14 protein-coding genes are annotated in these 13137 nt (G+C 46.8%); 9 read left to right on the top strand and 5 right to left on the bottom strand.

All coding sequences use genetic code 11. From position 1 onward, the window contains the following. The first annotated feature begins 43 nt into the window (after positions 1-43). From Q365_RS0101550 to Q365_RS0101560, 3 genes are all read left to right on the top strand, one after another. Positions 44-472: a YHS domain-containing (seleno)protein gene (locus Q365_RS0101550; protein ID WP_028021688.1), complete on the top strand. Its 429-nt coding sequence runs from the start codon at positions 44-46 to the stop codon at positions 470-472. A gap of 58 nt (positions 473-530) precedes the next feature. Next, on the top strand, positions 531-962 hold the full coding sequence (locus Q365_RS0101555) for a YHS domain-containing (seleno)protein (RefSeq protein ID WP_028021689.1): 432 nt from the start codon (positions 531-533) through the stop codon (positions 960-962). 136 nt (positions 963-1098) lie between these two features. Continuing rightward, on the top strand, positions 1099-2883 hold the full coding sequence (locus tag Q365_RS0101560) for a lysophospholipid acyltransferase family protein (RefSeq protein WP_028021690.1): 1785 nt from the start codon (positions 1099-1101) through the stop codon (positions 2881-2883). Between the two features lie 130 nt (positions 2884-3013). Here Q365_RS0101560 and Q365_RS0101565 read toward each other — a convergent pair whose 3' ends face one another. Together Q365_RS0101565 and Q365_RS0101570 are read right to left on the bottom strand one after the other, a co-directional pair. Beyond that, positions 3014-3529, bottom strand: coding sequence for a hypothetical protein (locus Q365_RS0101565; RefSeq protein ID WP_028021691.1), 516 nt, complete (start codon positions 3527-3529; stop codon positions 3014-3016). A gap of 228 nt (positions 3530-3757) precedes the next feature. Beyond that, positions 3758-4465, bottom strand: coding sequence for a hypothetical protein (locus Q365_RS0101570; protein WP_028021692.1), 708 nt, complete (start codon positions 4463-4465; stop codon positions 3758-3760). A gap of 167 nt (positions 4466-4632) precedes the next feature. On the opposite strand from Q365_RS0101570, the gene Q365_RS0101575 reads away from it, so the two are divergent. Then, a complete protein-coding gene (locus Q365_RS0101575) occupies positions 4633-5322 on the top strand; it encodes a hypothetical protein (RefSeq protein WP_028021693.1) in 690 nt (229 codons plus the stop codon). An 18-nt stretch (positions 5323-5340) separates the two neighbouring features. On the opposite strand, the gene Q365_RS0101580 is transcribed toward Q365_RS0101575, so the two are convergent. Next, positions 5341-5793, bottom strand: coding sequence for a DUF1353 domain-containing protein (locus tag Q365_RS0101580; protein WP_028021694.1), 453 nt, complete (start codon positions 5791-5793; stop codon positions 5341-5343). Between the two features lie 144 nt (positions 5794-5937). Between Q365_RS0101580 and Q365_RS0101585 the strand changes: the two genes are divergently transcribed. The 3 genes from Q365_RS0101585 to Q365_RS0101595 all read left to right on the top strand — a co-directional run bounded on the left by Q365_RS0101585 (position 5938) and on the right by Q365_RS0101595 (position 10963). Next, on the top strand, positions 5938-6600 hold the full coding sequence (locus Q365_RS0101585; protein ID WP_035024255.1) for a DUF3047 domain-containing protein: 663 nt from the start codon (positions 5938-5940) through the stop codon (positions 6598-6600). A gap of 287 nt (positions 6601-6887) precedes the next feature. Then, entirely contained in the window at positions 6888-9821 is a 2934-nt protein-coding gene (locus Q365_RS25250; protein ID WP_211254226.1) for a hybrid sensor histidine kinase/response regulator, read from the top strand. A gap of 101 nt (positions 9822-9922) precedes the next feature. Then, on the top strand, positions 9923-10963 hold the full coding sequence (locus tag Q365_RS0101595) for an NAD(P)H-dependent flavin oxidoreductase (RefSeq protein WP_028021696.1): 1041 nt from the start codon (positions 9923-9925) through the stop codon (positions 10961-10963). On the opposite strand, the gene Q365_RS0101600 is transcribed toward Q365_RS0101595, so the two are convergent. Further along, positions 10960-11388 (bottom strand): MarR family winged helix-turn-helix transcriptional regulator, encoded by a 429-nt coding sequence (locus Q365_RS0101600; protein ID WP_028021697.1) that lies wholly within the window; start codon positions 11386-11388, stop codon positions 10960-10962. The genes Q365_RS0101595 and Q365_RS0101600 overlap by 4 nt on opposite strands. 417 nt (positions 11389-11805) lie before the next feature. Between Q365_RS0101600 and Q365_RS0101605 the strand changes: the two genes are divergently transcribed. Both Q365_RS0101605 and Q365_RS0101610 read left to right on the top strand, forming a co-directional pair. Next, positions 11806-12129 (top strand): DMT family transporter, encoded by a 324-nt coding sequence (locus Q365_RS0101605; RefSeq protein WP_211254227.1) that lies wholly within the window; start codon positions 11806-11808, stop codon positions 12127-12129. 62 nt (positions 12130-12191) lie between these two features. After that, positions 12192-12581, top strand: a complete 390-nt coding sequence (locus tag Q365_RS0101610) for a DMT family transporter (RefSeq protein WP_028021699.1) — start codon at positions 12192-12194, stop codon at positions 12579-12581. 125 nt (positions 12582-12706) lie between these two features. Here the strand turns inward: Q365_RS0101610 and Q365_RS0101615 are convergent, their stop codons facing one another. Continuing rightward, positions 12707-13099, bottom strand: coding sequence for a RidA family protein (locus Q365_RS0101615; RefSeq protein WP_028021700.1), 393 nt, complete (start codon positions 13097-13099; stop codon positions 12707-12709). Positions 13100-13137: the final 38 nt, after the last annotated feature.

Raw genomic sequence — 13137 nt, forward strand, 5'->3', positions numbered from 1 at the left:
GTCAACTATACCAAGCAATCAATGCATAACATGGAGTGATGATATGTCTCGAATACTACTGTTTATTTCACTGTTTTTCTCGGCGGCAACGGTATCTGCGGATGAGATATATACCGGCTTTTTTAGCAGCAAAGCTGTCAGCGGCTACGACACTGTTTCTTACTTTGATGGCGGTCCTGTGAAAGGTACGTCTGAGTTCAAAACGGACTACAAAGGCGCGCAATGGTTGTTCGCGAGTCAGGCCAATCTGGATAAGTTTTTGGCAAATCCTGAACAATACGCGCCCCAATATGGCGGCTATTGTGCTTGGGCCATTGCGGAAAAAGACGACCTAGCGCCCGGTGATCCGGCTTACTGGAAGATTGTCGATGGCAAGCTGTACCTCAATTATGACCAATCGATACAAAGTAAATGGGAAAAAAATGTGCCTGGGTTCATTGATCAGGGCGATCTCAATTGGGCACAACGTTAATTCAAAAATGCGATGACGCATACATCCAGTAACTACTTATAAATTAGGGAAAATATCTATGAAGGCCGTTCTATTTTCTGTGTTTGCACTCATTTTTTCATCAAATGTATTTGCCGCGAAAGAAATCTACACCGGTTTGTTTAACAGCGATGCAGTGAGTGGTTATGACACCGTCTCCTATTTTGATGGTACGCCAACCGAAGGGAGTTCGAAGTTTAAAACTGAATATGATGGCGTCACGTGGAAGTTTGCTAATCAGGCCAATCTCGACAAATTTCTGTCAAACCCGAAACAGTACGCACCGCAATATGGTGGTCATTGCGCATGGGCGATTGCTGCTAAAGATGCGTTGGCACCGGGCGATCCAAAGCAGTGGAAAATTGTGGATAACAAACTGTACCTAAATTACAGCGAAGAAACCTTTACAACGTGGAAACAAGATATTGAAGGGTTCATCAATACAGGCGACAAAAACTGGGCGAAACGTTAAGCGTTTTCCCCACGTAGTAAATCACTGAGTCATTGAATAAGCAGCAGTTAGGGGCTCATCAGCAATATTTTGCCTTCAGGCGAATAGCAAGGGAATGCGGCATGTGGGTTGTGCTGTATTCCGTCAAGGAGAGAACATGAACGCAAGTCCCTTTCTGTTGCCAAGAAAAACACCGTTTGGTGTGGTCGAAAAAACACTCGAATCAATCACTGGCCTTCGTACCTTGGATAAGTATTACCGCCTTCGCCCTGAAGGAATTGATACCGACCATTTTCTCACTTACACCCTCGATGTGCTGGGTATTGACTATCACGTTTCTCAGCAGGACATCGGCCATATTCCTCAATCCGGCAGTACTGTCGTGGTTGCCAATCATCCTTTGGGTGGCGTTGAAGGGGTCATTCTAGCCAAAGTACTGCGTGAAGTGCGCCCTGATGTCAAAGTGCTGGCTAACTATTACTTGAAGCGCATTCCCGAGTTGAGTGATTTGTTCATTGGGGTGGATGTGTTTGAAGGCGAAAGCGCCAGACGCGCCAATATGCGTGCGTTGCGTGAAGCGCACCAACACGTTAGCGATGGCGGCTTGTTGCTGGTTTTCCCTGCTGGGGAAGTGTCGACGTTTGACGAACACGGCCAGTTAAGTGATAAGGCGTGGAGTCGCTCTGTCGCTGCCATTGTCAGAAAGCACAAAGCGACAACCGTGCCGATTTTTATTGGTGGCAGAAACAGCAGCAAATTTTATCGCGCTGGGGTGATCCACCCAATGTTGCGTACCGCGTTGTTGGGGCGAGAGTTGCTTAACAAAAAAGGGCAACAGATTCCGTTAACAATCGGTGAACTCATTAAGTGGAAAGAGTGCCGTGGGTTTGAAAGCGACGATGGTCTCGTCAATTATTTACGACTGAACACCTACCTGTTAAATCAGGACAAAGCCTTCGAAACTCCTTCTGAGATTCATGATGTCGAGCCGATCATTGATGCGATAGGTGTTGATGTTATCGAAGAAGAAATTAGCGATTTACCAGACAATGCCAAATTACTCAGCTCAGGCGAGTTTGATGTGTATTGCACAACCAGTGAGCACATTCCTAATATCCTCAGAGAAATAGGACGAATTCGTGAAGCTAATTTCCGCTCTGTGGGCGAGGGCACGGGTTTAGCCTGCGATTTGGATGATTACGACACCTACTATTTGCACCTTTTTGTATGGGACAGAGAGGCGCAGAGTATGGTCGGTGCGTATCGCCTTGGACAAGTGCAAGACATTGTCCAAAAGCAAGGTATCGAGGGGCTATATTCACGTAGCTTGTTTCAATATGATCAGCGCTTTGTTGATAGCATGAATGTGTCGTTGGAGATGGGACGTTCGGTGATCGATGAAAAATATCAGCGTAGTCTGTCAGCGCTCCTTTTGCTTTGGAAGGGCATTGCAGAGTATGTGAGTCGTCATCCGCATATCACCACCCTGTTTGGTCCTGTCAGCATTAGCAATGATTATCCGCTTCAGGCTAGGCGCTTATTGGCGGAGAGCCTCAGTGTTCATCATTACGATGATGATAAAGCGCAGCTAGTGAAACCCACCACACCGCTTGAAACATCCGATCCTGTACCTTGGCATACCACCATGCTGACCGCGCTGGGAGACATGCAAGTGCTCTCTCGTGTACTCAGCAGAATGAGCAGCGGCCTCGGTGTGCCCGTATTGCTACGCCAGTACTTGGGCCTAAATGGAAAGCTTGTGTGCTTTAACGTCGACCCAGCGTTTAATAACGCGTTAGATGGTCTGATAGTGGTGGACTTACGTGATGTTCAAGCCAAGACGTTAGGGCGTTACATGGGCAAAGAGCAGGCGGAAATCTACCTCGCACGTCATCACTGTAATGAAGACGGTCATGAAAACATTGACGAAAAAGGCGACTAGCAATTAGCGTCAAACAAAGAAAAACAGCGCCATAAGGGCGCTGTTTTTGATTCTATCACCGTGCGTAGGTGACGCTCGTTAACGGCCGCCACAAATACTCAGCAACTAGCAGGTGTTTGGATATAAGCAATTAGAAATTCAGACGCGCACCGATAGATACCGTGCCTGTTTCCGCGTTACCGCGATCTTGATAACCGACTTCAATTGCCATGCCGGGACCAATTGCCGGCGCTAAACTCAACCCAACCGCACCGAGTAAACCATAACCATCTTCTACTTCTGTTCCGTAAGTGTTCTCGTAATAGTTGGCACCACCACGAACATAAACATCACCCAGAACAATAGGTACACGCACTTGCAAAGCGAGCGGCACAGAGACTGAGGTGAAGCTTTGGTCAATGCCATTGTCATCCGGAATATCGGCGGTGGTTTCACCGTAGCCTGAATAGATACTGGTCATACTGGTGAGCTTAAGGTTACCCGTGACGGTCCAAAAGAAGCCGGTTGCGCTTCGGCCTTTGTACTTCACATTGGCAACACCCGCATCGGCACCAATGGAAAGGGGTAACACCAATGCTGAAGCAGAAGAGGCAAACAGTGCCCCGACAAGCGCAGTCGCTAGCGTGTAAGTCCGTATGTTGGCCATAGATTCACCTCGTGTGAAGACAGTTAAAGTGTCGCAATTTTGCGACAAAGAGATATGCATTTAGTGTAGAAGCGAATCAGCGAGGTTGTGGAGGACGAGAAAGGAATTCCATAATTAGATCAGATATTTGTGACTTGTGCCAAAGAGATGTTGGTGCCACAAAAAACGGCACCCTAAGATGCCGTGATGTAATACTGTGTTTTTGGTGACTCTGTTTGTTGTGCGTGATTAGCCAGCAATGAGCGCAGACACCACACCGATCACACCGCCGAACACGCCGCCCCAAACAACCAGCCAGCCAAGATGCTCGCGGATCATCTTCTGAACAATATCCTTCACCATGTTTGGCGTCAGTTCGTCGAGACGCTGTTCAATCACGGTTTCAATGTTCGCGGTAATATCGCCCAGCATTTCAGGTTGTTCGATTTGGCTTTTGAGTGCCGTACGGAAATCATCCTGCTGAGTAATGTCGATAACCGACTCACGCATTTTCGCCACGAAAGGTTCGCGAAGGGGATCCAGCGCCTCAGCGCCGCCTAGCATCATCAGCATGCCGCCGAATTGGCTGTTGTTGATCACATCAACCAAACCATCGAAGGTCGGATTGAAGTCGATTTTCTCGATCACAGGATCAAGATTAAGGTTCGCGCCGCCAGACATCTCTTTGTTTAAGAAACGGTCAATGTTTTCCTTGGTAAAGAACTGATCCATCATCAACGAGCGGATGCCAAGTTTAAACGCTTCAAAGCGCATTTGAATAACACCTGAGCCGTAAATACCTGGCACTTTCTCAAAAAGCATGTGTACCGCAAGTAAGTTGGTCAGTGAACCTGACAGCGCAAATAGACCGCCATACAGGGCAATAGGTTGGTCAAGGAAATAGCCAGCAGCAAAAACACCCGCTGCAATAGCGTTGGTCAGAAAACTTTTATTCATGGTGAACCTAGGGAAAACGATTTGATGGGCGAGATTCTAAAGGATGGCATGGCGAGTCACAATATCGTGATTTTAGAGATTTAACCCTCAGACCCTATCAAGTACGCTTTTCAAACTGTGTAGCTGCCACCTACACTTTTCTGGTGTTGGTTAATCATGAGGTAAAAATGACACCTCGCCTATGGGCGTGTGCTGCGCTGGTTATGGTGTTAAGTGCTTGCAGCAGTAACAGCCGTCCGTTTGACATAAAAAATCTCGCCAAGTCTGACATGGATTTGATCACGGATATTCATATCATGGAAATTCGTGATTTAGTGCGTGATTTGACGGTCAAACTCTACAAACGCAACCCCAGAGAACTCGCCAAAGTCAGTGACATGACGGTGGAAGTCCGTCTGGAATCTTTCATGACCGTGAAGCGACCCCCACAAGGATATGTGGAATTGGGTGGCGTTGATGGGATTCATGCTTTGCATTTGGCTTTTTCAGAGGAATTTCATGGCGACCGTGTGTTTGCCATGATGGTCGGGATCACCGGCATGATCAGCAGCAGTTACAACAACCAAATTGAATTCTATTTGCTTGACGATATTGATCAGCAAAAACTCTACAACAGTGCCCGCAACCTAGAAACCGTTGCTTGGTTGCTTAACACCCGCAAAAACGCCGATGGCGAACTCATGTTGCTGAGTAATGGCATCGCCGTTGATGGTACGCCGAATTACAGCTACGAGCGTGTCCTCGGTCAAATGATCGTGATACAAGACATGATGGCGACCATGGTGGCTGATAGCACCAATCGCACCATCAATCAGGTTGTTCATGGTGTGGCCTCAATGACTTTTTTCCCTATTTGATATTTGATATTTGCTTTTTTACTCATCATTGAAGATCTCTGGGGGAAAACGGTATTTGTCGACATTTTTGTTGTTTCTTACCAGTTCGTAGAGTGTTCTCAAATACGCGTTGTCATCCTCGTCATTGTCCCAAAAAAACTTTCCTCCTGCTCTCACCGCACCCCAAATCATGTTAGCCCGAAGGTTATCGACGCCATTTTGGCAAAGCAGCGTATAGAGAATGTTGTCTGCATCTTTGCGAGAAACTTGATGGTTGTAAAATAACCAGTCGTGAACCAATGCGGGCATCATGACGTCGGGATGAAACGGTGTGAAGGTGATTTGCCAAGCGGCGAACGGAATGGTCGCGCCATCATAGCGAAAATACTGAGGGACCACGACGTTGACCCCATTAACTGTTATCTCGAAATCTTTGAGAAGTTCATATTTGTTGGTGAGTGCGCTAGGTTTTAGCTTAGGTTGATTGATCATGATGTTCCCCTACAGCCTGTATAGGATTTTAGGGTACGCAATTGGCAGAGGGGCCTGCGTATCAAGCGTGGGAGTTCAGGTGAAATTTATTTCGGCTCTGCCAGTTCATATGTTTTTGGGCATTTGGTTGGATAGGAGATCAAGATGGCACAAGCTCGGAGCGTATTAGCAATCTTTGGTGTGATGATTGCCTTCCAAGCCAGCGCAGACATGGAACTCACATTTTCGCCGATGTCAGAGTGGGATAAGAAGCGATTTGAAGGTGAAACTGACTATCAGACAATGCTAGACACCGAACTGAATACGTCTGTGCTCTATGGGCGCAGCGATGCGTCTGCATCAGGGTTGATCCAAGAGATAGACATTGATTTGACCGAAACGCCATGGGTTTCGTGGTATTGGAAAGTGGTTGAATCCCCCAACGTGACTGATGAATCAGTCAAAGCACAGGATGACTTTGCTTGGCGAATTGGCGTTACGGTAACCCCCGGACTCACCATGATGAGTAGTGAAACTATCATCTATGTGTGGTCGCCAAACAAGCCTCACAACAGCTTCTGGGGAAACCCTTTTTCGCCCGGTTCGTTTAAAATGTTAGCGGCAAACATCGGTGATAAAAAAGGAGAATGGCAGTATGTAAGTCGTAATGTTCGAGAAGACTTTCAGCGTGTTTTTGGTGAGAACTATCGCACTCTGAGCGCTGTCTCGATCATGTCTGACAGTGATAATTCTAAAAGCCAGAGTGCCGCGTACGTGTCGCCAATTCGTTTCTCATCATCATCGATCCCGCCTTTAAAATTCCCTTAAAACATCACCTTTTATACTTCTCATAAGATATACCCAAGCAACTTGAAGATGCTCTGAAATCGAGCATCTTCAGGTGGCTTGGGTATAGCAGCTCCGATCACGAACGTTAAATGTTCAACTAACCTTACAAAGTAAGATTCATTTATGACACGAGTTGCTTAGTGCTTGTTAAGTCGATGTAGGGTGTGACTTAACGGCAGGATATATTTTTCGCTATGGATAAGGCCTTGTCCGCATGCTCTGACGCTCGTGATACATCACTGACGGCCAATAAAAAGAATAAACACATGAAGCTAACGACGAAACTCCCTGCGATCTTTTTTCTCTTTGGTGTGCTCATGACGGGCATTGTGGGTGGCATGATCTTGAAAGGCGTAGATACGCTTCAGGTCACGATGTTGAGCGTACTTGTGATGCTCTGCTCGCTAATGGCATTCAATATTGCTCGTCGTATTATGGTTTCAGAGAGTCAAAGCCTTCACAGCGATGATCCTTTAATCCTGCGTGATATTCAGCATCATGCCATTGAAACCATTACCACGGGTATTGTTGTCACTGATGCTCGTCAAACCAATCAACCGATAATCTACGTTAATAAAGCCTTTGAAACATTGTCTGGGCTAAAAGCGAATGACGTTATAGGCCGGAGCATCGATGTATTACACGGTGAGGAGTATTGGCCAAATGTGTCGGCTTCGATTGTCTCTGATGAACACGGTCAACCGAAGTTCTATATCAACAGCGTTGAAGATAATGCGGCGCGAATAGAAGCCGAATTAGAGCTGTTTAGTGCCAAAGAAACGCGAGATGAACTGCTTCGCGGCATGAAACTGGCGTCGAATGCGGGCGGGATTTGCAACTGGTCATTGGATATCAACTCAGGGGAACTCACGTGGGACAAGGCCATGTTTCAACTTTATGGGGTCTCGGGCGATAAGCCATTAACCTATGAAGATTGGCGAACATCGATTCACCCCGAGGATGTTGAATATGCAGAGAAAGAAGTGGGCGCGGCACTTGAAGCCAACACCTTGTTTAACGCCGAGTTTCGGATCATTCATGGGTTTACCGGTGAAGTCAGGTGGATAAAAGCAGCAGGCGATGTTTATCACAACCCAAGCAGTGAGCAATATACGTTGTTTGGCATTAACCTCGACATTACTGACGAACGCATTTTGCAGAAGAAGTTAGAGCAGGAGTCGAAAACCGCACTTCAGGCCAGTGAAGCCAAATCTCGTTTTCTTGCCACGATGAGTCATGAAATCCGTACGCCGATGAACGGGGTTATCGGCATGATTGATTTGCTACGAGAAAGTGAACTGACAAAAGAACAGCTACGCATGACCACCACCATTCGAGATTCCTCATTTTCATTGCTTGAAATCATCAATGATGTTCTCGATTTTTCGAAAATTGAATCCGGTCAAATGGCATTGGAATACAGAGATACGGATCTGCTCAGTGTGATTGAAAAGACGCTTGAGGTGCTCAGCGTTACAGCGCAAACGAAAGGCGTAACACTTCATATCCACCATGATTTTCGTTTACCAAAAAGAATAAAATTGGATTCGGTACGAATTCGACAGGTGTTACTCAATTTGGTGGGTAACGCCATTAAATTTTCAAACACGCCGGATCCAATCCCTTATCAAAAACCCTCTCAAAAAGCCTCTGTGATTGTTTCCACCGAGTACATTGAAGACAGCGCTTCTTTGCGGATTTCTGTCTCCGATATGGGTATTGGAATGACAAAAAGCCAAATTGATAAGTTGTTCAAACCCTTTACGCAGGCGGACAACTCCACAACCCGAAAGTTTGGTGGAACAGGGCTAGGACTCAGTATTACTAAATCTTTTGTAGAGATGATGAAAGGTCAGATTAGTGCCACCAGTCAGCCTGACATCGGTAGTGAATTCACGATTACCATTCCTTTGCATCGCTGCGCAACGGATGACACCTTGCTCGGCCATTACGACTTTCATGAATTTACATTTGTCTTAATGATCGAGAACGAAGAGATCTACCAAACATGTGAGCATGTGCTCTCTCAGTGCCTGCCGAAAACGATGACACGCGAGATGCCAACGGCAATAGACAACACTGATCACATCATTATCGTTACGCTTAATGAACCCTTTAAGCGGCACGATCAGACGTTCAAGAACATTGTTTTAGACACGGAGCCCTCTGATCTCGCAGGTTACCTTTCATCGCAACTCTATTTTCTCGGCGTGAAACCGCTTAATCCCAGTGAAATGATCACCGCGATATCGGTGCTTTGTGGTTTTGAATCGCCAGATTATATCAATGCAGAAAATGCCTCAGTTGGCAGTCTCGCGGACGACTTGGAAGATAATGATATTGATAAGGACGGAATTGTGATTCTCTGCGCTGAGGATCAACCCACCAATCGCTTGGTGTTGGAACGTCAACTCTCCAATCTGGGTTATCGATTTGAAATGACCAAAAATGGCGTAGAAGCATTGAATAAATGGAAGTCGGGACGCTATCCGGTTGTGCTAACGGATTGTCACATGCCGGAAATGGACGGTTTTGAACTGGTGGAAGAAATTCGTGCGAGAGAGGCGGAGCAACATCATAAGACCCTTATCATTGCGGTTACCGCCAACGCGTTACTGGGTGAGGCGGACAGTTGCAAACAAGCGGGAATGGACGACTATATTACTAAACCCGTGGAGCTCAAAAAGTTGCGAACCGTATTGGCAACCAACATCAGAAACAGTGGGGTGAATGCTGTCGCGGCGAATGCTGTCGCTGCGACTGCAGAAACTGATTTATTCACTGAGCCTTCAGTCAATGACTCATCATCAACACCCCCACTACCCATTGCACCGATTGAGACAAATCTTATCGATTTCGAGCACTTAAGGGGAGTGATCGGTACGGATGATAAGAAAATGATCGAGGCGGTATTAAGTATTTTCTGGGAATCATTAATGTCTGACTTGGCCTTGTTAGATAAAGCCGTTGCCGATAAGAATGATGAGCAGATCGGCGTGCTCGCCCATGGCATCAAAGGTTCAGCAGCATCAAGTGGGGCATTGTCACTGAGTGAATGCTTCAAAGAAATGGAAGCGTGCAAGTCAGACCTAGCTAGGGTCACAAGCATCCTCGCAGAGGTCAAAGTCATGATCGGTGGCATAGAGACGGTACTCATAAAAGAAACGGACATTACGTTTCACAGTGACTTTGAGATCTAGCGTCATGATCCCTGAACGCTTTCCGATTAGAGTGATAGCCAAGCAGATTTAGCAGAATTCATGCCGTTTAGCATGTCTGTAAACAGGGTTGGCGAGACGAAATGAACAATAAAATCATGGCCTTATTAGGCGCTGAGCTACCGATTATTCAAGCACCAATGGCGGGCGTACAAGGCAGTGAACTTGCGATTGCTGTGAGCGAAGCGGGGGGATTAGGTTCGTTGCCTTGTGGCATGCTAAGTGTCGGGCAGATCGTGAGTGAAATTGAGGCGATTCGAGCTGCTACGACTCGGCCATATAATCTCAATTTCTTTTGCCATCACATGCCCGAATTTGACCAACACCAGCATGCCAAATGGCGGGAAGTTCTCGCGCCGTATTTTGATTCACTTGATATCGACCCGGCGGCATTGCCAAACAATGCCAGCCGCCTGCCGTTTAACCATGATATTGCCGATGCGATTGAACCCTTTCGCCCACCTTTTATCAGCTTTCATTTTGGCTTGCCTGATCCGTTATTACTGGCACGCGTCAAAGGTTGGGGGACGAAAGTGGTGTCTTCGGCTACCACGCTGAAAGAAGCCTTGTGGCTAGAAGCTAACGGTGCTGATGGCATCATTGCTCAGGGGTTAGAAGCGGGAGGCCACAGAGGCATGTTCTTGTCTGATGACATCACCACGCAGATCGGCACGGCTTCGCTGGTGCCGCAAATCGCGCATCATGTCGATGTACCCGTGATTGCGGCAGGTGGCATTGGAGATAGTGGTGGGGTAAAAGCAGCCATGCTATTAGGTGCCGCGGCGGTTCAAGTGGGAACCGCGTATCTATTGTGCGATGAAGCCAATACGTCGGTGTTCCACCGCTCTGCCATTCTCAGTGATCGCGCCGAGCATACCGCACTCACCAATATTTTCTCTGGCAGACCCGCTCGCGGTATCGTCAACCGTGCAATGGCAGAACTAGATTACATGAACCCACTTGCGCCGACGTTTCCGTATGCCTCGATCGAGGCCGCGCCTTTAAGAAGCCATGCCGAACAGCAAGGGCGAGATGATTTCTCGCCGCTATGGTGCGGACAAAACACCTCAGGCTGCAAAGCCATTTCAGCGGGTGAGTTAACCAAAGCGCTAGCGAAATACTAGGACTCTTCAATAATCTGACGAAGACAATCTACGACTTTGCAGTTTTCCTCATCTTGGCTGGCTGAGTCTAATGCCGCTTTGATGTAGATGGCGTAGTCATTTTCAGCTTGGCTTTGGACTTCTCTGCCTCGCCCCGTGAGCACGGTATAGACGCCTCGCTTGTCTTTGGGGCAAAGGTCCCGAATCGTGTACCCCCCTTTTTCGAGCCTTTCAACAAGGCGAGTGACAGAACTCTGATTTAGCCCTAGAAGTTTGGCGAGTTCTTGCATCCTTAACTCGGAGTCTGAGGCGTTAGAAAGCAGCTTCAGTGCTCGATACTCAGTGAGACCCAGACCGTGCTCTCGTTGCATCTCTTTTGCGATCTGATTTTCGACGCGATCCACGACGATCTTTACCCTTTGCCACAACGAGTATTGCGATACCATTTTGCGATTCCTAGTGATGATGAGTAGGGGCATGCTCGTCGCAAGATGAGCGCGACTTTAAGTATGTATATACATGCAAATCAATGAATATTGAGTATAACAAGCTGAAATAAATTGTGAAATGCTCCGCACTGCAAAACAAATCTATCAAAGTAAAATCGCGTGTTATCTCTCTTTCTTGTCGTGAGTCAGTGTGAAAAATTAGCAGGTTAAATTTATAAGCATCTAATTTTAAATGAATTAAATGATTTCTCTGCTTTTCATAAATTCACCATTCATATGTCTATACTAACCACCCCCTCAAGATACTTGCACATGCAAGCATCTTGACAGAATGATTGTGCCATCACTAATATGCTTGCACATGCAAATAAATGAATTGCGTGAAATTTGTTATCTGATAGGGAGAAAAGAGACATGTTGAGTTGGTTATATCTTGGAACGGCGGTCATTTTTGAAATTGCCGTTGCCATTTCGGCAGGAAACGCAAAAGGATTTACTCATACTAGTTGGACGGCGGCGACGTTATTAAGTGGTGCAGTCGCGACTTACTTTCTGAGCTTGGCGTTACTTGAATTTGATGTGGGTATTGGCTACTCAATTTGGACATCTGCTGCTGGTGTGGGGATCGTCATATTGGGCGCTTTATTTTTCGGTGAACGTCTTGGCGGGAAAAAGCTCTTGGGAATTGTTCTTGTTATTGGTGGCGTAATTGGCTTGCGAATGAGCGGTGCTGCGTAATCGTTAACCACATTGAACCAGTTAGCCACCATTGTTCATTCATGACTTTAAAGGAATAAAAAATGACGTCGAAAACTAAGAAAATAAGCACCACGCATGCATGGGTCATGCTGTTACTTGCTGGGATATTTGAAATTGGCTACGCATTGAGCGTTGCAGGGAGTGAAGCATTTACGGTTCTCAATTGGTCGATTTCTGCCGTCATCTTCTTTCTCTTAACGCTTTACTCACTGAGCGTTGCGTTGAAATCTATTGATGTTGGTATCGGTTATGCCGTTTGGGCGGGGATCGGAGCCATCGGCGCTTCCGTGTTTGGCGCCATCGTCTTCAACCAAACGTTGTCTCTTATCCAAGCATTCTGGCTAGCAGTCATTATCCTTGGGGTTGTTTGGTTAAAGCTTGCTGGCAGTGAAAAAGCGCAGGTTGAACCGTCTCAAGTTGTGCCCAACTAAACCACGAACCAATAGCGCTTGGCGACGGTGATTTGGAATTGCCAACATCAAAAAGCCCGTTGTCATGACGGGCTTAGGAAGTGAAGAACAGGCGAAGACTATCGCTATGTCTCTAAGTCAGAGCCTTAAGCGCGGTCAGCGCGGTAGCAAGTAACGTCGACTTCCACTTTTACATCCACAACAAGGTCGCACACCATGCAGATACGTGCTGGTGGGTGAGCGCCAAAGAACTCTTTGAACACTTTATTGAACGATTGGAAATAGCGCGAATCTGTCAGTACCACTTTTACGTGCATAACGTCTGCGAGGGTGTAACCCGCTTCTTCCATGATATCGACACAGTTTTGGATCGCGAGGCGAGACTGATCGACAATGCCGCCTTCGACCACTTCCCCGTCTATCATCGGTGTTTGGCCTGACACATAAAGGAAACCGCCGGCTTCTGTTGCACGAGCGAATGGAAGATGTTGTCCACCTGTGCCTGTGCCACCTTCTACACCGTAACGTTTAATGGTCATGTTTGTTTCTCCAGATCTAAAGGTTTAATGAGTTATTG

The organism is Enterovibrio calviensis DSM 14347 (assembly GCF_000621165.1).
GTDB lineage: Bacteria > Pseudomonadota > Gammaproteobacteria > Enterobacterales > Vibrionaceae > Enterovibrio > Enterovibrio calviensis.

What these genes read in the sequence shown, in the direction of transcription:
- Q365_RS0101550 (WP_028021688.1), top strand. Translation starts at nt 44, where the DNA reads ATGTCTCGAATACTACTGTTTATTTCACTGTTTTTCTCGGCGGCAACG.
- Q365_RS0101555 (WP_028021689.1), top strand. Translation starts at nt 531, where the DNA reads ATGAAGGCCGTTCTATTTTCTGTGTTTGCACTCATTTTTTCATCAAAT.
- Q365_RS0101560 (WP_028021690.1), top strand. Translation starts at nt 1,099, where the DNA reads ATGAACGCAAGTCCCTTTCTGTTGCCAAGAAAAACACCGTTTGGTGTG.
- Q365_RS0101565 (WP_028021691.1), bottom strand. Translation starts at nt 3,529, where the DNA reads ATGGCCAACATACGGACTTACACGCTAGCGACTGCGCTTGTCGGGGCA.
- Q365_RS0101570 (WP_028021692.1), bottom strand. Translation starts at nt 4,465, where the DNA reads ATGAATAAAAGTTTTCTGACCAACGCTATTGCAGCGGGTGTTTTTGCT.
- Q365_RS0101575 (WP_028021693.1), top strand. Translation starts at nt 4,633, where the DNA reads ATGACACCTCGCCTATGGGCGTGTGCTGCGCTGGTTATGGTGTTAAGT.
- Q365_RS0101580 (WP_028021694.1), bottom strand. Translation starts at nt 5,793, where the DNA reads ATGATCAATCAACCTAAGCTAAAACCTAGCGCACTCACCAACAAATAT.
- Q365_RS0101585 (WP_035024255.1), top strand. Translation starts at nt 5,938, where the DNA reads ATGGCACAAGCTCGGAGCGTATTAGCAATCTTTGGTGTGATGATTGCC.
- Q365_RS25250 (WP_211254226.1), top strand. Translation starts at nt 6,888, where the DNA reads ATGAAGCTAACGACGAAACTCCCTGCGATCTTTTTTCTCTTTGGTGTG.
- Q365_RS0101595 (WP_028021696.1), top strand. Translation starts at nt 9,923, where the DNA reads ATGAACAATAAAATCATGGCCTTATTAGGCGCTGAGCTACCGATTATT.
- Q365_RS0101600 (WP_028021697.1), bottom strand. Translation starts at nt 11,388, where the DNA reads ATGGTATCGCAATACTCGTTGTGGCAAAGGGTAAAGATCGTCGTGGAT.
- Q365_RS0101605 (WP_211254227.1), top strand. Translation starts at nt 11,806, where the DNA reads ATGTTGAGTTGGTTATATCTTGGAACGGCGGTCATTTTTGAAATTGCC.
- Q365_RS0101610 (WP_028021699.1), top strand. Translation starts at nt 12,192, where the DNA reads ATGACGTCGAAAACTAAGAAAATAAGCACCACGCATGCATGGGTCATG.
- Q365_RS0101615 (WP_028021700.1), bottom strand. Translation starts at nt 13,099, where the DNA reads ATGACCATTAAACGTTACGGTGTAGAAGGTGGCACAGGCACAGGTGGA.